The organism is Phocaeicola plebeius, from assembly GCF_003437535.1.
Lineage (GTDB): Bacteria > Bacteroidota > Bacteroidia > Bacteroidales > Bacteroidaceae > Phocaeicola > Phocaeicola plebeius_A.
Window position 1 is genome coordinate 31195 of sequence record NZ_QSQT01000021.1, and the last position, 24351, is coordinate 55545.

General features: G+C 46.4%; 18 protein-coding genes. 2 read left to right on the top strand and 16 right to left on the bottom strand.

What is annotated here, in order from left to right:
- Window positions 1–8: 8 nt before the first annotated feature.
- The 8 genes from DXD04_RS11495 to ruvX all read right to left on the bottom strand — a co-directional run bounded on the left by DXD04_RS11495 (window position 9) and on the right by ruvX (window position 7975).
- On the bottom strand, window positions 9–1163 hold the full coding sequence (locus DXD04_RS11495) for a lactonase family protein (RefSeq protein ID WP_117673374.1): 1155 nt from the start codon (window positions 1161–1163) through the stop codon (window positions 9–11).
- Between the two features lie 391 nt (window positions 1164–1554).
- A complete protein-coding gene (rplT, locus tag DXD04_RS11500; RefSeq protein WP_007560377.1) occupies window positions 1555–1905 on the bottom strand; it encodes a 50S ribosomal protein L20 in 351 nt (116 codons plus the stop codon).
- Between the two features lie 109 nt (window positions 1906–2014).
- The gene (rpmI, locus tag DXD04_RS11505; RefSeq protein ID WP_007560375.1) at window positions 2015–2212 is read right to left on the bottom strand and encodes a 50S ribosomal protein L35; all 198 of its coding nucleotides are present in this window, start codon (window positions 2210–2212) and stop codon (window positions 2015–2017) included.
- A 72-nt stretch (window positions 2213–2284) separates the two neighbouring features.
- Window positions 2285–2866 carry a translation initiation factor IF-3 gene (gene infC, locus DXD04_RS11510; RefSeq protein WP_007560373.1) on the bottom strand — a complete coding sequence of 194 codons (582 nt, stop codon included), beginning with the start codon at window positions 2864–2866 and terminating at the stop codon, window positions 2285–2287.
- A 101-nt stretch (window positions 2867–2967) separates the two neighbouring features.
- Window positions 2968–4908 carry a threonine--tRNA ligase gene (thrS, locus tag DXD04_RS11515; RefSeq protein WP_007560371.1) on the bottom strand — a complete coding sequence of 647 codons (1941 nt, stop codon included), beginning with the start codon at window positions 4906–4908 and terminating at the stop codon, window positions 2968–2970.
- A gap of 74 nt (window positions 4909–4982) precedes the next feature.
- Window positions 4983–6986, bottom strand: coding sequence for a tetratricopeptide repeat protein (locus tag DXD04_RS11520; protein ID WP_117673375.1), 2004 nt, complete (start codon window positions 6984–6986; stop codon window positions 4983–4985).
- Window positions 6983–7537, bottom strand: a complete 555-nt coding sequence (def, locus tag DXD04_RS11525; protein ID WP_117673376.1) for a peptide deformylase — start codon at window positions 7535–7537, stop codon at window positions 6983–6985. Before def ends, DXD04_RS11520 begins: the two co-directional genes overlap by 4 nt.
- 21 nt (window positions 7538–7558) lie before the next feature.
- A complete protein-coding gene (gene ruvX, locus DXD04_RS11530; RefSeq protein WP_117673377.1) occupies window positions 7559–7975 on the bottom strand; it encodes a Holliday junction resolvase RuvX in 417 nt (138 codons plus the stop codon).
- Between the two features lie 186 nt (window positions 7976–8161).
- Here ruvX and guaA point away from each other — a divergent pair, with 186 nt between their 5' ends.
- Window positions 8162–9715, top strand: coding sequence for a glutamine-hydrolyzing GMP synthase (gene guaA / locus DXD04_RS11535; RefSeq protein ID WP_117673378.1), 1554 nt, complete (start codon window positions 8162–8164; stop codon window positions 9713–9715).
- A gap of 65 nt (window positions 9716–9780) precedes the next feature.
- Here guaA and DXD04_RS11540 read toward each other — a convergent pair whose 3' ends face one another.
- Complete coding sequence (locus tag DXD04_RS11540) at window positions 9781–11154, bottom strand: MATE family efflux transporter (RefSeq protein ID WP_117673379.1); 1374 nt, start codon at window positions 11152–11154, stop codon at window positions 9781–9783.
- A gap of 113 nt (window positions 11155–11267) precedes the next feature.
- The gene (locus DXD04_RS11545) at window positions 11268–12245 is read right to left on the bottom strand and encodes a virulence RhuM family protein/type II toxin-antitoxin system death-on-curing family toxin (protein ID WP_117673381.1); all 978 of its coding nucleotides are present in this window, start codon (window positions 12243–12245) and stop codon (window positions 11268–11270) included.
- Between the two features lie 528 nt (window positions 12246–12773).
- Between DXD04_RS11545 and DXD04_RS11550 the strand changes: the two genes are divergently transcribed.
- The gene (locus tag DXD04_RS11550) at window positions 12774–13616 is read left to right on the top strand and encodes an OmpA/MotB family protein (protein ID WP_117673383.1); all 843 of its coding nucleotides are present in this window, start codon (window positions 12774–12776) and stop codon (window positions 13614–13616) included.
- Between the two features lie 95 nt (window positions 13617–13711).
- On the opposite strand, the gene DXD04_RS11555 is transcribed toward DXD04_RS11550, so the two are convergent.
- The 6 genes from DXD04_RS11555 to DXD04_RS11580 all read right to left on the bottom strand — a co-directional run bounded on the left by DXD04_RS11555 (window position 13712) and on the right by DXD04_RS11580 (window position 24339).
- On the bottom strand, window positions 13712–15313 hold the full coding sequence (locus tag DXD04_RS11555) for a hypothetical protein (protein ID WP_117673385.1): 1602 nt from the start codon (window positions 15311–15313) through the stop codon (window positions 13712–13714).
- 7 nt (window positions 15314–15320) lie between these two features.
- Window positions 15321–16376, bottom strand: coding sequence for a serine hydrolase domain-containing protein (locus tag DXD04_RS11560; RefSeq protein WP_259299549.1), 1056 nt, complete (start codon window positions 16374–16376; stop codon window positions 15321–15323).
- 201 nt (window positions 16377–16577) lie between these two features.
- A complete protein-coding gene (locus DXD04_RS11565) occupies window positions 16578–19703 on the bottom strand; it encodes a glycoside hydrolase family 2 TIM barrel-domain containing protein (RefSeq protein WP_117673389.1) in 3126 nt (1041 codons plus the stop codon).
- A 79-nt stretch (window positions 19704–19782) separates the two neighbouring features.
- Window positions 19783–20997 (bottom strand): alginate lyase family protein, encoded by a 1215-nt coding sequence (locus DXD04_RS11570; protein ID WP_117673391.1) that lies wholly within the window; start codon window positions 20995–20997, stop codon window positions 19783–19785.
- Between the two features lie 129 nt (window positions 20998–21126).
- Window positions 21127–22578, bottom strand: a complete 1452-nt coding sequence (locus DXD04_RS11575; protein WP_117673393.1) for an Ig-like domain-containing protein — start codon at window positions 22576–22578, stop codon at window positions 21127–21129.
- A 42-nt stretch (window positions 22579–22620) separates the two neighbouring features.
- The gene (locus DXD04_RS11580; protein ID WP_117673417.1) at window positions 22621–24339 is read right to left on the bottom strand and encodes a RagB/SusD family nutrient uptake outer membrane protein; all 1719 of its coding nucleotides are present in this window, start codon (window positions 24337–24339) and stop codon (window positions 22621–22623) included.
- Window positions 24340–24351 lie beyond the last annotated feature (12 nt).

Consider the following 24351-nt stretch of genomic DNA (forward strand, 5'->3'; position numbering starts at 1 on the left):
TTAATTACTTATTTCATAACCCATTGCAGACAAACCGGTTTATCGGTATGGATAGTCTTGCCAGTATCCTGCAAAAGACCGGTTTCTGCATCACGCGCAAACACCTGAATCTCATTGGTATCCCGGCAAGCTACCAGCAGAAACTTGCCGTTCGGTGTAATCGTGAAATTACGCGGATGAATGCCCGTCAACTGATAGCCCACCTTGGTCAGTGTACCATCGGAAGGAGAAACCTTGAAAATAGCCACGCCATCTGCTTGCAGACGGTTGGAAGCATACAGGAATTTTCCATCGGGCGACAGATGAATATCCGCACTACCTTTCGCGCCCACCGTATCTGCCTTGATGACTTGCTGCTGTATCAGGGCCTTTCCATCATACGTCCACACCACTACTTCGCCAGACAGTTCCGTCAACAGATACGCATGTTTTCCCTGCTTGTCAAAACAAGTATGACGCGGACCTGAACCTGGAGCCAACTCAATATCAAAAGCAGCCGCTTCATCCAATAAATCCGTTCCTTTCGTTCCTGGAGTTTGTTTTACCGGAAAAGCGTGAATACGGTCCAGTCCCAAATCGTTTGCCAAAAGCAACTTCCCGTCGGGAGTGAAATACACACAGTGCAAGTGAGGCTGCTCCTGCCGTTCCTTATCGGCTCCTTTTCCCTGGAAGGAAATGACATGCCCCTCTCCTAACTTTCCATCCGCCAGACGAGGGAAAACCGTAATATTCGCTCCCATGTAATTGGCGGTCAACACAAACTTGCCATCCGGACTCACCGTAATATAACACGGTGAAGCTCCACCCGTAGACTGGCTGTTCAGCAACGCCAGCCCCGAAGTCAACGTATCCAATGCCAGCGCATTAGCCGTAAACCCTTTTTCCGTCTCTCCCACGGCATACACATGCGTACCGTCTTCCGTCGGCACTAAAAACGACGGATTCTCAATCCCAGACAACGTACTGGCCAGCACAGCCTCTCCCGTCTCCTGATTGAAGCGATACGTCTTTATCCCTTCTTGATCTGCACTTGCATAACTGCCCACCAGCATCAACAAAGTATCCGGTTCTTGTGACACACTCATTTTCTGCTCACCTTTTCCAGCACAAGCCCCCAACAAAAGAGAGCCGGCACACAACGACATTAAAATGTGCTTCCTCATAGTTCTTATATTATCTAAGTAAACAACGTTCCAAAAGTAAACTCATAAAAAAACGAAGAACCTTGACTCGCTAAACCCAAGATTCTTCGCTTTTATGAAAAAGGAGAAGCCGTACCCGAGGCGTGACGAAACTCCGAATGACAGGTTTTGAGTGCTCCCCTCCTTTGTAATCCACCGGCATAAATGCTACCCGAAGGCGTGGCCCGCCATTGGAAGTAGAAGCTTGTCTCGGTATTTCTTTAGATTTGATGAGTTTCCCGATTCTGCAAGTACGGCTTCAATTTTTCTATGACAAATATACGACAAATATTTGAATATACAAAAATAATGCACAAAAAAAGGATGCCATTTTAGGGGCATCCTTTATACATTGTCTCCGTCTCCGGTGAGATTAAGCAGCTTTAGCTTTAGCAACCACAGCCTTGAATGCTTCAGGGTGGTTCATAGCTAAGTCAGCCAACACCTTACGGTTGATTTCAATACCTGCTTTGTGCAATGCACCCATCAACTTAGAGTAAGACATACCTTCCAGACGAGCAGCTGCGTTGATACGCTGGATCCACAATGCGCGGAAGTTACGTTTTTTGTTCTTACGGTCACGGTATGCATAAGTCAGACCTTTTTCCCAAGTATTCTTAGCAACGGTCCAAACGTTCTTTCTTGCACCAAAATAACCTCTGGTTAAACCTAAAATTTTCTTTCTTCTTGCTCTAGAAGCAACGTGATTTACTGATCTTGGCATAGTTTTAATTCTTTTTTGAATGATAGCGCCGATATATTCTCAATCGGACTTGAGGCTAATGCATTCGGTTAATAATTTAAAATGATACGTTTTTACGCTTTTGTTAAGATTACTTCATGCAAAGAAGTTCTTTTACCTGAGCTAAGTTAGCATTGTCAACTAAGCCCATGTGGCAAAGGTTTCTTTTCTGCTTTTTAGTCTTCTTAGTCAAAATGTGACTGTGAAAAGCGTGCTTTCTTTTGATTTTACCTGTTCCGGTAAGAGCGAATCTTTTTTTAGCACCGGAGTTAGTCTTGATCTTTGGCATCTTGTTAAAATTTTAATTATTATTATTCACATGGTAACGCACTATACCGGCACGTTACGCACTTTCTTTTCTTTATTCTTTGGTTTCAACCACCTTCGCAGGTTCTAGTTTTGCAGCCTTTTTCGGAGCTCCCGGCTTTTTCGGAGACAATGATATAGTCATTCTCTTTCCTTCGAGCAACGGCATCTGCTCTACCTTTGCATAGTCTTCCAAGTCGTTAGCAAAACGGAGCAAGAGCACTTCTCCCTGTTCCTTGAACAAAATGGAACGTCCTTTAAAGAACACGTATGCTTTTACCTTATCTCCATCCTGCAAGAAACCGATGGCATGTTTCAGTTTGAAGTTGTAATCGTGTTCGTCAGTCTGAGGTCCAAAACGGATTTCCTTCACGTTTACCTTCACCTGTTTAGCTTTCTGTTCCTTTGCGCGTTTTTTCAGCTGATAGAGGAATTTAGAATAATCTATAATTCGACAAACTGGAGGAACTGCGTTAGGTGAAATTTCGACCAAGTCGGCTTCGTGTTCTTCCGCAAGCTTCAAAGCCTGCGCAATCGGATATACCGCCGATTCAATATCATCTCCCACAATACGTACTTCTTTGGCGCGAATCTGTTCGTTGATTCGGTGTTGCCCTTTTAACGTGTCATTTTTCATTAAAAATAGTGTCTTCCTGTTTGTTTTTTGAATTTATAAATTATTTATTTTAAAGTCCGTTTGCCGCAGAATTTTGATTCTGTCAGCAAACGGCTGCAAATTTACCATTTATTTATCATATTATGAACTTCTTCTGCAATATTTTTTGCAAATTCTTCGATTTTCATGGTTCCTTTGTCTCCTTCACCCTGCTTACGTACGGCAACTTCACCATTTTCGGCTTCTTTTTCGCCCACAATCAGCATGTAAGGGATGCGTTTCATTTCGTTGTCGCGAATCTTACGGCCAATCTTTTCGTTACGGTCATCCACCAATGCACGTACGTCATACTTTTTCAATTCCATGCGTACCTTATCGGCATAGTCATTGAATTTCTCAGAGATAGGCAGGATAGCCACCTGATCCGGAGTCAGCCACAACGGGAACTTACCAGCAGTGTGTTCAATCAGCACAGCCACGAAACGTTCCATTGAACCAAACGGAGCACGGTGAATCATTACCGGACGATGTTTCTGGTTATCTGAGCCCATGTATTCCAACTGGAAGCGTTCCGGCAAGTTGTAGTCCACCTGAATGGTACCCAGCTGCCAGCGACGACCGATAGCATCCTTCACCATGAAGTCCAGTTTCGGACCGTAGAATGCAGCTTCACCGTATTCCACTTTCGCCTTCAAACCCTTTTCTTCACAAGCTTCCACGATAGCCTGTTCTGCCTTTTCCCAGTTTTCATCGCTACCGATGTATTTTTCACGGTTTTCCTTGTCACGCAAAGAAATCTGTGCTTCAAAGTTTTCCAGACCCATAGAAGTGAACACGATAGAGATGATGTCCATCACGCGGAGGAACTCATCTTTCACCTGGTCAGGACGGCAGAAGATGTGCGCATCATCCTGTGTAAAGCTACGTACACGAGTCAATCCGTGCAACTCACCACTCTGTTCGTAACGACATACCGTACCGAATTCAGCGATACGCAATGGCAGGTCACGATAAGAACGCGGAGAGTTCTTGTAAATCATACAGTGATGCGGACAGTTCATCGGTTTCAAGAAGTATTCTTCGCCTTCTTCCGGAGTATGGATAGGCTGGAATGCGTCTTTACCATATTTTGCGTAGTGACCTGAAGTCACATACAACAGTTTGTTACCGATAGGCGGACACATTACTTCCTGATAGTCATAACGTGCCTGGATACGACGGAGGAAGTCCTGCAGACGGATACGCAAAGCAGTGCCTTTCGGCAACCACATCGGAAGTCCCTTACCGACTGTATCCGAGAACATGAACAAATCCATTTCCTTACCAATCTTACGGTGGTCACGTTTCTTGGCTTCTTCCAGCATTACCAGATATTCATCCAGCATCTTCTTTTTCGGGAAAGTGATACCATAGATACGTGTCATCTGCTTGCGGTCTTCCTGACCTCTCCAGTAAGCACCAGCTACTGACAGCAGCTTGATAGCCTTAATAGGAGCAGTAGACAACAAGTGCGGACCACGGCAAAGGTCGGTAAACGCACCCTGAGTATATGTACTGATGTGACCATCTTCCAATTCAGAAATCAGCTCACACTTGTAAGTCTCACCTCTGTCACCGAACATTTTCAAGGCATCTTCCTTTGAAATACTCTGGCGAACCAGCTCTTCCTTCTTGGCAGCCAGTTCAGCCATTTTCTTTTCAATGGCAGGCAGGTCACCTTCCTTAATCACAGCCTCACCCGGATCTACGTCATAATAGAATCCGTTTTCGATAGCCGGACCGATACCGAACTGAATGCCCGGATACAATTCCTGCAATGCCTCAGCCAGCAAGTGTGCACTTGTATGCCAGAAGGCATGCTTTCCTTGTTCGTCTTCCCATTTATAAAGAACGAAGTTTGCATCTTCGTTGATAGGACGATTCAAATCCACAGTTTCACCGTTCACCCCACAAGCCAATACATCCTGTGCCAAACGGGAACTGATGCTTTCTGCAATCTGCAGACCAGTAACTCCTTCGTTATACTCGCGAACGGAGCCGTCAGGAAAAGTTATCTTAACCATAGTCTTTTTGTATTAATCTATTATTGAGACGCAAAAATATAAACTTTTTAGTTAAAGAAAAATATTGCATCCAATTATTTCTCCTCTATTGTCGTAAATCGTTTGATAATATTGTAGGCCGAGAATATTCCCAGTTCACCCGCCTTACTCAAATCCTGAATACCCTGGCGATTGTTCCCAAGAAAGATATTCGTCAATCCGCGATTGTAATAGGCATCCGCAAAACGGGGATCCAGTTCAATGGCCTTGTTGTAATCTACCAGTGCAGCCCGATAGTCTTTCATCACCGCCAGGATATTACCCCGGTTATAATATGCATACACAAAGTCAGGAGCCAGTTCAATCACACGGTCCAAATCTTCGCGCACCTTATTATAGTCATACGAACGCACCTGCAGGTTCTGTTCCTCTACCGTTTCCACTTCAAACTTCCGGTCGCGCTTACGGTATTCCAACTGTTTGTAGTAAATCAGTGCACGACTGAAATAAGCCGGGAAGAATGTAGAGTCACAGCGGATAGCCTCATCCAGATCCTTCAGCGCATTGTCAAAATCCTGCACCAGATAGAAGTCGAGTGCCCGGGCATAATAATGCAGCACATTACCAGGCTCCTTCACAATGGCAGCCGTCTGTTCATCAATAGAAGCGAAATGCTGCTTCACCTGCTCTTCCGACAACGAAGCCTCGTTGTTCGTAATCAGCAGGCGATGCGGAAGCACCCTGCGTGCATTCAGGTCGTCGATACCCTTATAATAATTGACCTGACGCTTCACCTCTTCCGGACGCTCGTAGTAATTCAGGGCAAACATCGGCTGCGGCAAAATCGTCACATTCTTGTCCTGCACCCTTCCACGGTAATCCGTCTTGTAACGGTCGTCTTCCGAATCATTGTCGGCCACCACAATCTTGCGGTAGTTTTCCACGTTCTTATCCGATTTCTTACGCGTCTTGTCGTTCGAAGCCGTCTGCTTCTTCGTACCGTTCTGCGCTTCAATCTGCGCTTTCAGCACCTTAAATTCGTCGGCATCCGCCCCTTTCAGGTCGCCCACCTTTCTTCTGGCCTGCGCACGATACTGGTACCCGGCCAAGAAATTGGGATATTCTTCCAGCACCGCCGAATAGTCCTCGATAGCCCCAGGATAATCACCCGTACGGTCGCGCAGCAAGCCCCGGTTGAAACGGGCCATCAGGTTGTCCGGCTCCATCTTGAGCACAAAGTCGAAATCCTCAATCGCGCGGTTGTCATCCCCCACCTGTGCACGCAGCAAACCACGGTTATAGTGTCCGATAAAATTATTCCGGTCCACATCCAATGCCAGGTCATAATCCGACATCGCCCCTCTCAGGTTATTCTGATGGTATCTTGCCAGTGCACGGTTGATATATACCCCCGCATTACGTACTGACAGACGGATTGCCTCCGTCAAGTCCGTTTCCGCATCCTTATACTTTCCGCGTTGCAAGAACAGCATACCGCGCGATGACCATGTATCCGGATTATAGCGGTCCATCTCGATAGCCTTGTCCGCATCCGTCATGGCCTGCAGCGTATCCTTCTGTTTCAATGACACCTCCGTACGCATCAGGTACGCATCCGTATAACGCGGAGAGATACGAATCAGCGTATCCAAATCCGCACGTGCCTGCGCATATTCCTCCTCGTGCATCCGGCACAAAGCCAGGTTATGCCACAGACTGATATTCTCCGGGTCCATCTTCAGGGCTTTGCGGTAATCCTGGATAGCCCCCTGATAATTCTGCTGGCGGATACGTGAAATACCGCGAATCTGATACGCATTCACCACGAAAGGATTGCGTTCCAGCGCCTGCGAACAGTCGGCTTCCGCACCCTGATAATCATCCAGGTTCATCTTGGCCAGTCCACGGTAAAAATACGGTTCAGCCAGATACGGTTTCGCCCCGATTACCTGATTGAAATACTGGATAGAGAGGACATAATCCTCAAAATAAAGTGCATTTTTCCCGATGGTCATAACCCTGTCCGTATTAATCTGCGACAGGGCAACCACCGGGAAAAACATACCTATATATAATAGGTATAGGATTCTTTTGATCATTTCACCGTTTTCACTTTATAAGAGCAACGAGCTTTACCATTCACCATGCCGTTCAGCTTGCCACGAATCATCTGTTTGCGCAAAGCCGACAAATGATCGATAAACATGGTACCATCCAGGTGGTCGAATTCATGCTGCATCACACGGGCCAGATAGCCTTCCACCCACTCATCGTGCGGCTGCATGTTTTCATCCAGGTAAGTCACGTGAATCTTGTCCGGACGCTTCACACTTTCGTGGATACCCGGCAAGCTCAGACAGCCTTCTTCCATTGAAACCATCTCACCGCCTGTTTCCAGAATATGCGGATTGATATACGTACGCTTGAAATCCTTGAACTCCGGCATATCATCCGACAACACGTCCAGGTTCACCACTACCACACGGATAGGAAGCCCGATCTGAGGAGCAGCCAGTCCCACCCCGTCGGCACGGTCCATCGTTTCAAACATATTTATAATCAGCTCTTTCAAGCCCGGATAATCTGGCGTAATATCTTGAGCCTCCTGACGCAATACAGGCTGCCCGTATACATAAATAGGTAAAATCATATTATTCAAAAATTTATTAAGTTACATTCTTCTCGATTCCAAATAAGATTGCAGAATAATCGTGGCACTGATTTCGTCCACCAGCGCCTTGTCCTGACGCGCCTTCTTCTTCAGTCCGCCGTCAAGCATCGCCTGATGTGCCAGCACAGAAGTAAACCGTTCGTCCACCAGTTCCACCAGCATGTCCGGCAACTTCTTTTTCAGCTGCGCCACAAACGGCTTGATATACTTCATATTTTCGGAATCCTCATTGTTCATCTGCTTGGGATGCCCCACCACGATGCGCTCCACCTTTTCCTGCGCCACATACTTCAGTAAAAAATCCATCAGCTCATGTGTCGGTACGGTAGTCAGTCCGTTCGCTATAATCTGCATCGGATCGGTCACTGCAATTCCGGTGCGTTTTCTGCCATAATCTATTGCCAAAATTCTGCTCATACGGCGACAAAAGTACAAATTTATTCCTTACTTATTTACATATAAAACTTAAAAAAAGCATACCATAAGGCTTTCAAAGCTCCAAATGACAGGTTTCGGCCTCAAATAAAATCAAAGGCCACATCGGATTTAGGAAAAATATGCGTACCTTTGCACGCATAGATTACATTTTACATCACACACAATATGCAGGAAAAAATTATTATTCTTGACTTCGGTTCACAAACCACGCAGCTTATCGGCCGCCGTGTGCGCGAGCTGAACATGTATTGCGAAATTGTTCCTTACAACAAGTTTCCACACGATGACCCGTCGGTTATCGGCGTAATCTTGTCGGGAAGTCCTTTCTCAGTGTATGATGAGAAGGCTTTCAAAGTTGATTTAACCAACATCCGCGGAAAATATCCTATCCTGGGTATCTGCTATGGTGCACAGTTCATGTCGTACACCAACGGAGGAAAGGTAGAGCCGGCCAACACCCGCGAATACGGACGTGCACACCTGGCTACTTTCGACCACCAGAACCCGCTGCTGAAAGGCATCCGCGAACATTCTCAGGTATGGATGAGCCACGGTGACACCATCACTGCCATCCCCGACAACTTTGAAATCATCGCTTCTACCGACAAAGTAGCCATCGCCGCTTACCAGGCAAAGAACGAAAAGCTCTGGGGCGTACAGTTCCATCCGGAAGTGTTCCACAGCGAAGACGGAACTTTGCTGCTGAAGAACTTCGTAGTAGACATCTGTGGCGGAAAGCAGGACTGGAGTGCCGCTTCTTTCATTGAAACCACAGTAGCCGAACTGAAGCAACAGCTTGGCGACGACAAGGTGGTGTTAGGACTGAGCGGTGGCGTTGACTCATCAGTAGCAGCCGTATTGCTGAACAAAGCCATCGGAAAGAACCTGACCTGTATCTTCGTAGACCACGGAATGCTTCGCAAGAACGAATTCAAGAACGTATTGCACGACTATGAATGCCTTGGTCTGAACGTGATCGGCGTAGACGCCAGCGAAAAGTTCTTCTCAGAACTGGCAGGTGTAACCGAACCCGAACGAAAACGTAAGATTATCGGTAAAGGCTTTATCGACGTATTCGATGAAGAAGCACATAAGATTCAGGATGTGAAATGGCTGGCACAGGGTACTATCTATCCTGACTGCATCGAGTCATTGTCTATCACCGGTACCGTTATCAAGAGTCACCACAACGTAGGTGGTCTGCCGGAAAAGATGAACCTGAAACTCTGCGAACCTTTGCGTTTACTGTTCAAGGACGAAGTACGCCGCGTAGGTCGCGAATTAGGTATGCCTGAGCACCTGATTACCCGCCATCCGTTCCCGGGTCCGGGCTTGGCTGTACGTATCCTGGGCGACATCACTCGTGAAAAGGTACGTATCCTGCAGGATGCCGACGACATCTTTATCCAGGGCTTGCGCGACTGGAAGGTGAAAGATGCAAACGGAAACGAAACTTCCCTGTACCATCAGGTATGGCAGGCCGGCGTAATCCTGTTGCCGGTACAGAGCGTAGGAGTTATGGGCGACGAACGTACCTACGAACGTGCAGTAGCACTGCGTGCGGTAACAAGTACCGATGCCATGACAGCCGACTGGGCTCACCTGCCCTACGAATTCATGGCCAAGGTTTCGAACGACATTATCAACAAAGTAAAAGGTGTGAACCGCGTTTGCTATGATATCTCGTCAAAACCGCCAGCCACCATCGAGTGGGAATAAGAAACACACTCATCCTTTAGTATAGCAAAGAGGTTGTCTCAAAATTTGAGACAACCTCTTTCTTTTTAGTTCAAAGCCAATCTCTTTTTCCGGATAAACAACCAGTAAGCCGTAAGCACCAACAATCCGGTAACCACCCACGACACCGGATACACCATCATCAGCACATCGTATCCTCTCCACACCGGTGATACCCCATACACCCAGACAATACGCAACAGGCAGGTTCCAAACACCGTGAGCACGGCCGGAGTCAGCGATTTTCCCATGCCGCGCAACGACGAACCGGCAATCTCATAACTGCTGGCAATAAACTGACAGGCCAGCACAATGTGCATGCGGATAGCCCCGAAATGATGCACCATCGGCACATCCGAAAAGAAGCCCAGGAAGAAATCATCCTGCCAGGCAAAAAGCCAGTTGAAGGCTGCACAGAAAGCCAGACTTGAACCCATGCAAATCCAGAACACCCGATGCACCCGGTCCATTCTTCCGGCCCCATAGTTCTGGGCAATGAAGCTGATGGCAGCCCCGTTGAATCCCTGAATAATGAAATAGCAATAATACTCAAAGTTGAGCGCAGCCGACGAACCGGCAATCGCATCGGCTCCGTAGCTGTTGATAGACGACTGCACCACCACATTCGAAATGGAGAAAATCATGCCCTGCACTCCTGCCGGCACTCCGATGCGCAGCATACGGCTCAACTCCACCCCGTGAATCTTCATCTTGTCGAAATGCAACCGGAAAGGTTCTTTCTCCTTACGCAGCAAACGAATGATTAAAGTGGCACTGACCGCATTGGCTATACCCGTAGCTATAGCCACTCCTGCCACTCCCATGCCGAAGCCTATCACGAACAGCAGGTTCAGCAAGGTATTGACCACACCAGCCATGACCAGAATATACAGCGGACGTCGTGTATCGCCCATGCTTCGCAAAATAGCGGCACCGAAATTAAATGCCATGATAAAAGGCATCCCCAGGAAATAAATACGCAGGTAAGTCACCGCCTCATCCAATACATCCGGCGGAGTACCCATCCATGTCAGAATCGGCCGGGCAGCTACCTGCCCCAATACCAGCAAAAAGAATCCGCTGAGAAGCGCCACCAACTGCACCGTACTGATGGCATTGCGTATGCTCCTGTCGTCCTGCTGCCCGATGTGGTTCGAGATAATGGCACAGGCTCCCATGGAAACACCCATAAACAGGTTTATCAATAACCCGATGACCGGCGCATTACTTCCCACGGCTGCCAGGGCCCTGCTTCCTACGAAGTGGCCCACTACTGCCACGTCCACCGAATTAAAAAGCTCTTGTAATAAACTGCTGGCTGCCAGCGGAAGGGCAAACAGCAAAATTTTCTTGAACAACGGCCCGTTCAGCATATCTATCTCATTGCTTTGGGCACGTTTTTTAGTCACACTGTGATCCATCTTTTTTACCTTCTTCAAAATGCGCGGCAAAGTTACGGTAAAATTGAATAAGATGGATACAGGCAGCTTTCTGTTTTATTCATTATTAATCACCCAGCCACCTATAATTACCCTCATTCGTAGTTATTCTTATTAATCAGGTTTACCACTACTTTCACCATGATATCTTTTTCCTCGGTACGGCTCTCAGCTATCATCAGCGTAAGAGCCACAAGGGTGTTATCGGCAATGCGCTTACTCCCATCCGGATTGTAGAGAATACCGTTACCGGCCATAAACCACAGAAAAAGGGTGGCAGCAATACGTTTGTTGCCATCACTAAACGAATGATTTTTCGTGACGAGATAAAGCAGCATAGCCGCTTTTTCCTCCACAGAAGGGTAAAGATCTTGCCCGCCAAAAGTCTGGTATATTTGCCCGATGGAACTTTTAAAGGAATCATCCTTCTCATGGGCAAACCACTGGCTTCCACCGAATTTCTCCTTCAGTTCTTCTATGGCCTGCATGGCTCCCTCGTAGGTAGCATGAAACTTTACGTCGTTAGTGGTCTGCTCTACCGCCAGCTGCTGATAATCGTATCTGTCTAACGTATCGAGAGCATAAGCGTAATCGGAAACCACTTCCACCAGATTGAGCGCATCTTCCGAAGTCAGTGCTTCCTGTGTCTTGACTGTACGGCCCAAGACCGTTACCAATTGCTTCAATTCAGTATAACGCTGTTCGGTCAAAACCTTATTGACGACATAGCCTTTCACCAGATATTCTTTCAGCACCTTATTGGCCCATATACGAAACTGAATACCTCGTTGGCTTTTTACACGATAACCCACGGAAATGATGACATCCAAAGAATAAAAGGCAACAGGTTGTTTCACTCCATCAACACGCAAAAAATGCGTGTTGTTCTCTTTTTCCAGTTCACCTTCGGAAAAGACATTATTGATATGTTTTCTTATAGTCTTTTCATCCCTATCAAATAGATTGGCCATCTGGTTAGCTGAAAGCCATACAGTCTCGTCTTCTAATTTAACGTCAATGGATGTTTGTCCATCAGCGGTACGATAAATTACTATTTTATCATTCAATTCCATAACCCAATTTCCTAAACCGATTCAACAACTCTGTCATGCTTTCTTCTTCCTGTTTCAGTAAATCTGTAACTGCTTTGCCATGTTCTTTATTCTTCTTTTCTTTTATTCATCAGTTACCTTAAATTTACCTTATAATATGAAGCTATCTCTATCCATATTCTCTAAAAGATTGATTAGCATGCAATAATTACAAATTTAATGATTAAGCATAAGAAAAGCCAATGTTAAATTTAAAATATTCGTAGCCTCCAGACCTTACCATCTAAACATACCTCCACACTTTCCCAACCCCTTAATCCCCAAACTGCAAACGAACTTACAAAAATACCTCGACACGAACGTGTCAAGACCTCGTCACGTACGTGTCGAGGTAAATTTAACTATATTTTTAAGAAATGGCCCAGGTTGATTTCCTGAAAAAGTCCACATACCCTGTAAACATTTTTCATGTATAAAAAGACAAAAAAATACCTTATCCCCATACGATTCACGCAAACAACCGTATCTTTGCAAAAAAATTTGCAGATTATGAAGAAAATAGGTTTAATCATACTGGGCGGGGCACTGATAATGAGCAGTACTTCGTGCGTCACCAAGAAAAAATTCCTCCTTGCAGAAAACGGACGGATAGAAGCATTGTCCAGAGGAGACAAGCTGCAAGGGCAACTGAACGAATGCCACAATGAGATGGACAAGATGCGCGGACAAATTGACCGCCTGCAGCAAGATACCAACCGGCAGGGGAACTCCATCCGCCATTACCAGCAGCTATTGTCAAGCAACATGAATGAACAGGAGAAGCTGAACGCCCTGCTTGGTGAAAAGCTGAAAGAGCTGGATGAACGTGAAAAGACCATTCAGGAACTGCAAGGCATGATTGACCAGCAGAATGCCACGGTACAGAGCCTGCTCAACAGTGTGAAAGATGCCTTGCTCGGCTTCAGCAGTGACGAGCTGACCGTACGCGAGCAGAACGGCAAGGTCTATGTGGCCATGTCCGACAAGCTGTTGTTTCAGTCCGGAAGTGCCAAACTGGATAAACGTGGAGAAGAGGCTTTGGGAAAATTAGCTGAAGTGTTGAACAAGCAGACCGAAATTGATGTATGCATCGAAGGACATACGGACAACAAGCCGATTCATACCGCACAGTTCAAGGATAACTGGGACCTGAGCGTCATCCGCGCTACCTCCGTAGCACGCATCCTGATTGAAAAATACAAGGTCAACCCGTTGCAGATACAACCCAGCGGACGCGGAGAATACATGCCGGTGGCCGATAACGAAACAGCCGAAGGTCGCGCCAAGAACCGCCGCACAGAGATTATCATGTCGCCGAAACTGGACAAGCTGTTCCAGATGCTGAAAAAATAAGAAAGACTGAAAGTCTTTACAAACCAATAGCCCTGACATGCTTCATCACACGGGAAGTATGTCAGGGCTATTTATTGTCGGTTTACAAGAAGATATTATTTATAGATATAGAAGCTACGCTCCACCGGTTCGGCCGTCTGTACCTTTCCCTTCAATCCATACTGCCAGGCCACGACCGTCACTTTAACCGGAAAATGGCTCCGTGGCGGAATTGGGGTAAACTCCAGCGTATTGTTCTCCGTGATGCGGGCCGGACCTTCCTTCACGTAGTAATATACGGGTAAACCACAATCGGATACCGCTTTCAAAGGCAACGGTGCACTTCCTGCCTTCACGTCTTCCAGTCCCGGGAAAAGAATGTGCTGGCGTTTCCCTTCCGTCAGCCGGTAAGGGATGCGCAGATTCACCTGCTGCACGGCTCCTTTGTAGTGCTTGTCGCCCGGATGACTGGCCAGCAGCCAGATGTCCGACGTGCGGCGCGGATTGTACATCCCCATCCGGTAAAAACGGACCGTAAACGTGGTATCATCCACCTGCTCCACTGGTCCACAAATGCGTTCCAGACGAATCTTTCCCGCCGCATGTTCATCCGTCATTTCCTGACGGAGCGAATCCGTAAAGCAGGCGTTCAGATGAAACGTCAGCCCATCTTCTTCGGGCAAGAACTTCAGCAATACCCCAGCATGCAGTTTCGGGTTATAATCCACCCGCTTTCCCTGCTGGCAAATGCCTAAATACTGCATCTTTTTCAGTTTATGTTCCTTGTAACGCTGCTCGGTAAGCTCTGCCATCTCCCGATCGAAATACCAGAAGGCATCGTGCACATCCCCCTTGTAGCGCGCTACCGGCGCAGGAGTAGCACGCCTTGTACGTTCGTCGGGCGACCAGCGCTGTACCAGCCAGCCCGCAGCCAGATTCACTTTCTTCAGCGTCTTCCCGCCATCAGCAGGCAAGCGTTGTTCCAGTGCTTTCCGGATAAAACGGGAAATATAACGGGCTGTCTGCTCCGACACATCGAAATGTCCCCTGCCCGTATCACAAAGAAACGAGATGCAGCTCTCCGGATACATCATCCGAAAAGCCAATGCCGGATTTACCCGAGCTTCCCACCACTCATACTCGCCTTCAATCATCAGGCTGGGAATGCCGTCAATGTTCCGCGTCCGTCCCCACTCCAGGTTTTCACGCCCGTAACCGCACAGGTTGGTGCGCGGCGCATCCCCATGGAAAGACACCACCGCCAGTGTACGTTCCGGATTCCAGGCCGCAAAGTTCCACGGGAAAGTGGCCATGGCCGAATGTCCGAAAGGAATGAGAGGCACCTCACGCAGTTCCGTGTAGCCACTCACTTCCGCCAGGTCGTTCACCATCTGGTCAAACACTTTCTGTGTACCTTTGCGCACATCCCACTGCTGGTCTATTCCGGGAGCGATCCAAATCAGTCCCACTCCCATCTCGGCTAACGAATCACGGAAGGAAGGCATATCAAACAACATCTCTTCCGTCATATTCTGCTGACTCCACATCACAGCCGACAGGCGCTCGCAATGTGCCGGAACCCACAAGAAGGCTTCTGGTTCCTTTTTTGTTTCGTCCGATACAAAACCTTTCAATGTGACCGCCCACTGCCACTCTCCGGCACAAACCATCTGCAGCCAGGCCATTACCATCCATAATATACACACTCCTCTTTTCATCTTTCTTTCATTTATTATTCGTTCCTACAATTTCTGATACCGTACGCGACAGGACCGGACTGCCGTAAAATGACGAAAAGCCATCTTCCTTGCTGGAGCCTCCCTGCACATGGGCAATAAAAAAGCCGCACACTCCCTCGCGCTTGTTTATCCAGGGATAAGCTCCTGCCCATCCGGGAGAACTAATCTGATAGGCCTCTCCGGTCTGTTCGTCCAGTAATTCACGCCACTCTCCTAACCCGTAAATTCCCGTATGATGCTTTCCAAGAGCCCGTCCCACATATTCTCCGGGCATCACCTGTGCACTTCCTACCTGGTCGGCCTGCATCTCACGCACCGTTTCTGCCTTCAAGATACGTTTACCCTCATATACTCCCTCGTGCGAAATCATTTTCAGGAAACGCATGTAGTCGGCCAGCGTCGTACAAAGTCCGCCACCCAGCATCGGTGCATGTCCTCCGTCGGTGTTGACTGGGGTAAAGTGTGAATGCCGCATACCCAACGGAACCGCAATCAGCTGCTGGAACAAGGTTTCAAACTCTTTTCCGGCTGCCACCTCTGCCATTCGTCCGGCCACCTGCATGGCCAGTCCGCCGTACTCAAAACGTGTGCCCGGTGTAAAGACTGTATCCAGCGGCAGAATCTCCGCCACAGCCGAATCCAGGTGATTGTAATTGTCAACCCGGGGTTCAGGAAGATACGGCCGGATGCCCGACGTATGCGAAAGCAGCCTTCGCAACGGAATGTTCCCCTTTGCATCTCCCCGAAACTCAGGCAGCCATTTCTCTACCGGGTCATCCCAGTCCAAAGCCGTCGTATCGACCACGGCTGCCACCACTGCCGCTGCTACCCACTTGCCGGCCGAAGCCACATACACCTGCGTGCTGTCCGTAAAACCGCCATAGTCTTTCCGAAAAAGGACGGAATCGTCTTTCATCACACAGACTGCCCCGCCCGGATAATATCCTTTGTCCATCCAGCCGGAAATGATGGAGTCCAAAGGAGCAAAGTCATACGCCTTCTGTGTATGAGTCTCCTTCACGCAAGCACATAAACCCGCCATTCCGGCAAGGAAAATCAAGTTCTTTATTTTCATATTCAAATTTACACTTTTGTAGATAGTTACGTATGGAGAAAATGATTTACCTAAAAAAAGAATGTATTTTTTAGGTAAGAAACAAAAAAGACCGGAAAGCAGCCTCCTTTTATAGATTCTGTTTCCGGTCTTCACCTTAATATTATATTCTCAGTATTTGTATTGCCTTTATTCTCCGTCTACCAACTGAAGTTTATAGCTATAACTGTACTTCTTGTCCAGCAGACGGTATTCATTGTGCGGATACATGCCCCAGCTGTTATCGCCTCCCAGTCCGCGCTGTTTCAGGTCGACATGCAGACACACGTTCTTCTGCGGAATCACGTCCACCGTATGCTGCAGCTTGCGGGTCAGTCCCGGATCAAGGTCTTCCAGCGTAAAGTGCAGGGCAGTAAATGCCAGCGGCTGCAAGCCCGTCACCTTCAGTCCGAATCCCTGGGCATCGAGCAGTGAAACCCAGCGCACATCGGTCTTGTTACCCGTTTCCTGCGGACGGATGTACGGATAGAACTGATTGCTGACCGTATCTTCATAACGTCCTACGAAGGTAGAGCTGCAACGGTCGGTATAATTTTCTTCCGGTCCGCGACCGTAGTACACCAGCCGTTCATAGTCCTTCTTCAGTTCCATTCGCATACCGAAACGAGGAAGTTCCGGAAGCTTCCGTCCCGTCAGGTCGATGCTTCCTGTCACGACCACCGAACCGTCGGGACAAATCTGGTATTCCATCGTATAGGGCACCAGCACATCCTCCAGCATCCAGTCTACCGTTACCCGGATTCCATTGGCATCCTGCTCGCCCACTGACACCTTGCGTACCGAACGGTTTACATGCGCCGTACGCCATACACCGCAAAGCAGCGGCATCTTGTTGCCGAAGTCATTGTCGGTCGGCACACGCCAGAACGCCGGTTCCGGATACTGCGACAGCGGAGACTTGCCATCCAGCGCATACTGGAAAAGCACTCCTTTCTTCAGGTCAATCTTACCCGATACCCGGCCTGACTGGAACGACAGCACATTCCCCTTCACTTCGGCAGTCAGCTGTCCCTCTGCTTTCGGCTGCACGGCAAAGAAATCCCCCGTTCCAATCTTCAACTGTTCACGAGCCACCTCAAAGCCTGCCGGAATCAATTCCGTAGCCTCACGCGTATAGGCATATAAGTTCAGATAATGCTCATTTCCATCCTCAGGAATCTCCGGAAGCGACAGCTTCACCTCTTTGGAGGCATGCGGTTTCAGGCGCACCTCAAAACGTCCGGAGTCGGCCGGTACCCCGTTCTTGACGAGTTGCCAGCGGAAATCATACGCAGAAAGGTCGGTAAAGTCATACAAGTTGCGCACCGAAATCTTTCCATCCGACAAATCTTCTGCCTTGAAATGGATATACTGATACACCTTCTTCACCTCGTAAGCCTGCGGTTTAAGCACTCCGTTGGCCGAAATCAATCCGTCCGTACCCGTGTTCAGTTCCGTTTTCTTATCCTCCAGCCAGCGGCGACTGCCCATCTTTCCGTTATAGGTCCAGTATGTACGGCCATCCTCTGTCTGCGTCTTGAATCCCTGGTCCATGAAGTCCCAGATAAATCCCCCCTGCATGTTCGGGCTGTCGTAAATCACCTCCCACAGGTCTTTGATATTTCCGTTGCTGTTTCCCTGCGCATGCGCATACTCACACATGATGTAGGGACGCGTCTTGCCGGAATTGCGGTATTCCTTCATCCGGCCAAAGCTGGGATACATGGGACATACCACGTCCGTATTCCAGTCTTCCCATGCCTGCTCAAACTGCACGAAGCGGTCGGGGTCGTACGCCTTCAGGCGCTTGTACTCATCGTGGAACACTTTTCCGTTGCCGCACTCATTACCCAATGACCAGCCGATGACGCACGCATGGTTCTTGTCTCTCTCTACCAGGCGCGTAATGCGGTCTACATGTGCCGCATACCATTCCGGACGGTAAGCCGGATGTGGAATCGTATCCTTGAAGTAAGGCACGGAACCCATTCCGTGAGTCTCAATGTTCGCCTCATCCACCACATAGAATCCATATTTGTCGCACAACTTATAGAACAGCGGATGGTTGGGATAGTGGCACGTACGCACCGCATTCATGTTCAGTTGCTTCATCAGTTTCAGGTCGGTCATCATGATGTCCCGACTCTGCACATGCCCCAGGCTGTCATTGTGCTCGTGACGGTTCACGCCTTTGATATACACCGGTACCCCGTTCACCAGCAGCTTCGAGTTCTTGATTTCAATCCGGCGGAAACCCACCTTGCAGGCTGTGACCGACTGCGGTTTTCCCGACGCATCGGCCAGTGTCAGCACACAGTCATACAGATAAGGGTGCTCGGCATTCCATTGGTTTACCCGACTGACCGTTCCGGAGAATGAAAGCGTTTCCTCCTGTTTCTCCCGGTCGAAGCGTCTGCTCTGCGCCCACACCTTCTTGCCGTTCTTGTCCAGCAGTTCCAGCTTCACCATTCCCTGCTTCATCCGGTTGCCACTGAACTCACGCAGGTCAACCGTTCCACGGAACACCCCGTGCTTATAATTATCGTCCAGTCCCGCTCTGAGGAAGAAGTCCCAGATAGTCAGCTTCGGATACGCCTGAAGGTACACATCGCGCTCAATACCAGACAAGCGCCAGAAGTCCTGGTCTTCCATGTAACTGCCGTCGTGCCAGCGGTACACCTGCACCGCCAGCAGGTTCTTCCCTTCTTTCAGGAAAGAAGTCACATTGAACTCCGCAGGCGACTTGGAAGCCTTGGTCATGCCCACCTGCTTCCCATTGACAAACACACGGGCATAGCCGCTGATGGAGCCAAAGTGCAGCATCACCTCACGTTCGTCCCATCCCGCGGGCACCGTGAACCATGTGCGGTAGGTACCCACCGGATTCTCCACATCAATAAAAGGAGGATTCGGTGAGAAGACATACTGGATGTTGCGGATAATCGGTTCGCCGAAACCCTTCAGCTCCCAGTTGGACGGTACGGCAATCTCCTGCCAGCCTTCCTCCGAAAGGTCGGTACGATAAAAATCTTTCACACTCTCTTCTATCGAAGAAGCATAACGGAACTTCCAGGTACCGTTCAGTGAATGAATCCACGGCGAACGGCTGTGATCCTCCGTACGCGCGTCCTCCGCATTCTCATACAACGCAAAGTCTACGTGCGGCTTCTCTTTGTTCCACTCGTATCGCGTAGGGTTCTCCCACTCGTTCTGCTGTGCCCATGTCAGACTTGCCAGACAGAGCAGGAGACCTAATATTGTTGTTTTCTTTTTCATGAACTATGGTTTGATTTCAAAAACAGCCGACACAAATGGCCGGCTGCTTTCACCAATTATAAATATAAATATTGAGACATTATTTCAAATCATTAAACAGCAACGGACCGTAGCTTGGATGTCCCCCGTCATACTTATCTTCCGTATACGTTTCCAGTAATGATTCTGTGTAGGGCATACTTAATTTCTTACGTTGTACATAATGATTGTATACCATATAAAATACAGGCTGCCAACAATTACCCCGCTCTGTATCCACTCCTCCATTTTTATCTTTGGTCTCTTTGGAAATAACGTCCCATTTACAATATTTGCCTGTGACATCCGTCCAAGTTTCAAAAGGCACATCATACCCTAAATTATATTTTACCGTATATTCATAACCTAATAAGGCACGGTTCTCATATGCAGAATAAAGGTCATTTCCTTGTTTCCAAGCTAATTCACAGATAGCAGATACGGCCCCAAGTCCTAGTACAGTATGCTGTTGATCACGTCCAGACTCTTGGCACTGTCCAGTATCCCCATCAATATAATGTGAAATAGTACCATTATCATTCCCATACAAATAAAAATTCACACATTTTTTATACATATCTACATCATCCCACAAAATAGCAGCAGCCATATAAGATTTTGTCACATGCAAGCCCCAGTTTCCATTCGTGTAAGGATCGGTATTATAAAACTCCTCCCACACCGGAAGAAAGACATTACGAAGCATATCGTTTACTTTCTGAATATCAGTCTCACTGATTTTATCATACGTATGGCTTAACATTTCTAATGCATAGACAATTTTGATTCCTTCAAGACCAGCCATTAATGCGGTATCATTTCCATCAATGTCTTTCAAAACCTCTGCATATGCCAACATCAGTTCCAATGATTTCTTCGCATAATTTTCATCCTGTGTAATCATCCACATTACTGAATTTAAATATACAGCATCAAAATCCTGTTCAGCATTTCGCTTGGTATATCCATAATTTCCATCACGTGCAATAACTTCATAAGGCCCTTTTATCGTATAAGAAGATTGTGCCAAAGGCTCTTTTTCCAATGCTTGAAAAACACTATAAGCAGGTTCCTGTTTTTCCTTTACCATCTGGCGAATATGATCAATGTCTTTCTGTGTATGAAGTATACCTGGATGTTCCAGAGACGGTTCATAATTTGCACCAGACAAAGGCCAGCTATCTATATCATTTACTCCATGCTCAAACTCAGCTGAACAGCTCATTGCCATTAAACCTACGGCAACTAATGGAAAGAATATTCTATTTAACTTCATATTTTTCTGTTTTATTGTTAGGTATTAGGTATAAGGAAAGAATGAAAGAGACGAACCTATAAAAACATTATTCGCCCAATATAGACTACAGATTTCGTCTCTTTCAATTTCCATTGTATTTATCGTCCCTTATTTCTTTTCTTCATTTATTAAACTCTTTAAAGCTTCTTCCGACTCGAATGTTTTAATCCAGTCCACATCTATCGTGCCCGTTTCATCAGCTTCATACCAAATTTTCCAAATTTCAAATACGACATTATCTACCTTCTGCAATTTTGTCGGCATCATTTCCGTATTCACTTTCTTTTTAGTAAAATCAGCATAGAAAACTTTGTAATCACCACAATCCAATACTTCCATGGCTTTGTTTCCCTTATTCGTATCGGCACCATATTTACCTCCAGATGATAAACCACCCCACATATCAAGATACCACTCCATCTTTTCAGATACTTCAAATACATCTTTGGGGAATCTCACTTTAAATGCCAAAATCGGATAATTAGCCACATTAAATTCAAACCCTCCAGTTCGTTTGATTCGGATAGCTTTATAATTTTTGTCAGCACCTGGGAAAAGACTTAAAATACCCTGATCTTCCAACCAGTTGAATTCCAGACATTGTCCGTTAAAGTTCTCCCATGAGTTCATAAACTCGAATGAATCATTCATTTTACCCTCAGCTACTATTACATTCATAGAAGCAGAAATAGGATTACCATCACCATAGTCTGCCGTAGCAGTAACCACAGCGGTTCCATATTTCTTAGCAATAAAGTGTCCGTTTTCATCAACCTCAACTACTTCCGGTTTACTGCTTTCCCATTTCAACGCCGAAAGTGTCGCATTGCCCGGTTTTACATTGAGTTGAGGTACATAAACTTCACCTAATGCCAACTTATCTGATTCTTTAACAAAAGAAAGAGTTTCTATAAAGATGATGGGCTTCACAGTAATTGTAAACTCTTTAGTAAAATGCTTTCCATCTGTAGCTGTTGCCTTAACACGTGCAGTCCCAGCTTTCACGCCTTTCACAACCCCATCCTCGGTCACAGTTGCAATCTCGGGAGTCAAACTTTCCCATTTCAACGTAGGATAAGTAGGATCTGAAGGAATTGTTTGCCATCGCAACTGCAATGAAGCAGTTTCATAAACTTCCAGTTCATTTTCCGTCATATCAAGATTGATATCTTCTATAAAGATAATCTCATCTACCACCTTGATTTCAACAGTAGAAGTAACCGCAAAACCTACAGCAGGCATTACTGAGATAATTGCTGTTCCTGCATGTACAGCCTTTATCCGTCCTTCTTCATCTACACTAGCGATTTCAGGACTTCCTGATTTCCAAATTACTCCCTTATCTGAAGCATTTTCTGGCAATACGCTGTAATTCAATATAGTATCACTTCCTACCAACAACGGTAATACAGGTGTTACATCTAAATTAATATCAGAAATAAGTACCTTTTCATTCATTTCGGGTGACACCATTTCATCGTTGCACGAAACCATAGATGCCATTGTCCCTATTAAACAAACAGCCGCACAACCTTTATATAATATATTTTTGTATGTCATGATTGATATAATATTATTAGATTGCTAATACAAATAAAACTATTACTCCCAACCTGGATTTTGTTTCAAATTCGGATTTAATTTCAGCTGGTCCATAGGCAGAGGATACAAATAATGTTTCTCCTCCCAAACACGACCCTGTTCGTAAATAATACAACCTTCTGCGTCCATGGTTTTAGAAGAAGCGTCCGACCATTTTGTTTCATACTCAGTACCTCTCCATTTAACACCTGTAAGATTCATCGGCATTTCCTCTTCTGCTGTTTTCCATCGTTTTAAATCATCAATACGGAAATTCTCATCATAGAATTCAACAGTACGTTCACGACGTATCTCAGTACGCATTTCCAAATTATTGGCAGAAACAAAAGCATTGGTCAAATCAGGCATATTAGGATTAACACGCTTACGAGTCAAATTCAAACTGATAGCTAAATCTTCATCAGAAATTTTATCATCACGTTCAAATACTGCCTCAGCATAATTTAACAAAACCTCAGCATAACGGATAATTGGATAATCATATGCTTCCATTCCTGTAGGTACCCCATCACGTTCACAACACCATTTATGAGGGAAATACCCTGTACCAGTAGAAGGCATAAAGTTCTTATGAGAAGCATTCGCAATTTCTTCTGCACTTCCAGTCCAGTCTATACGTCCTCCTCCTGTTCCCCAATATGTATGTCCAGGAATCATAAGCGTATTGCTCATTCTGTTATCTCGGTCCTTGAACTCGGAATCCACTTTACTATAATCCCATGTCTGAGGGTTAATGGGTAAGCCATTACTTTGCAAATACATATTTGCCATTTTACGTGTCACGTATACAGCATTACCCAATCGTCCTTGTGTGATATTAAAACCAATAGAAGCCAATGTAGGATCATGACGTCTAGTAAAAATGTATTCCTTATTCCCACTTTTAGTAATACCAGCAGGATTCGATTTATCATTTTCAAGGATAAAAAGATATTTGTAAGCTTCAGTACCTAATTCCTCTGGAGCAAACAGTTCAAAGAAACCACTTTCTATTACATCATGAGCAGACGTTGCAGCTATATCCAATAATGCGCTTGAACGATCATTGTTCTGTCCACCATTACGAAACTTTTGCCAAGTACCTTCATAAAGAGCGACACGAGAAAGAAAAGCACTCGCAGCCTGACTAGACAAACGACCTTCATCTTTACTGCTAATCTCATTTGCTTCAGGAAGAAGTCTGATTGCTTCTTCCAAATCTTCCAGAATAAAATCAACCACCTCATCGCGAGAGTTACGGGCCATTTGCATTTCAGGTGAATCAATATCCAATGGAGTACGAGTAATAATGACATCTCCATATACCTGCAACAAATCAAAATAACAATAGGCTCTGAAGAAATGGGCCTCACCCACTGATGTTTCGATATCTGCCGGAGCAGCATAACCTTCAGCCTGCTGCAATAATGTGTTCACCTGACGGATACGATTGTAATTATTGGTGTAAGTTTTATCCGACGACGGAATACTATTCGTTCCATTACTGTAGACATCCAATGTGATTCCTGTCCGCAAATCAGAACGAACATCACTATGAGGACTATCATCCAATTGTTTAAAATCGACAGTCCAGCCATAGAACTGAGTAGCAAACAATTTAAAATGGTCTGGAGTCTGCCAGTAATTTGTATCTGCCAACTGAGTTTTCGGCTCCATGTCAAGACATGACTGAAACGTTAGCATAGAAAATAATCCCAAAATATATGTTATCTTTTTCATCATTTCTTTATT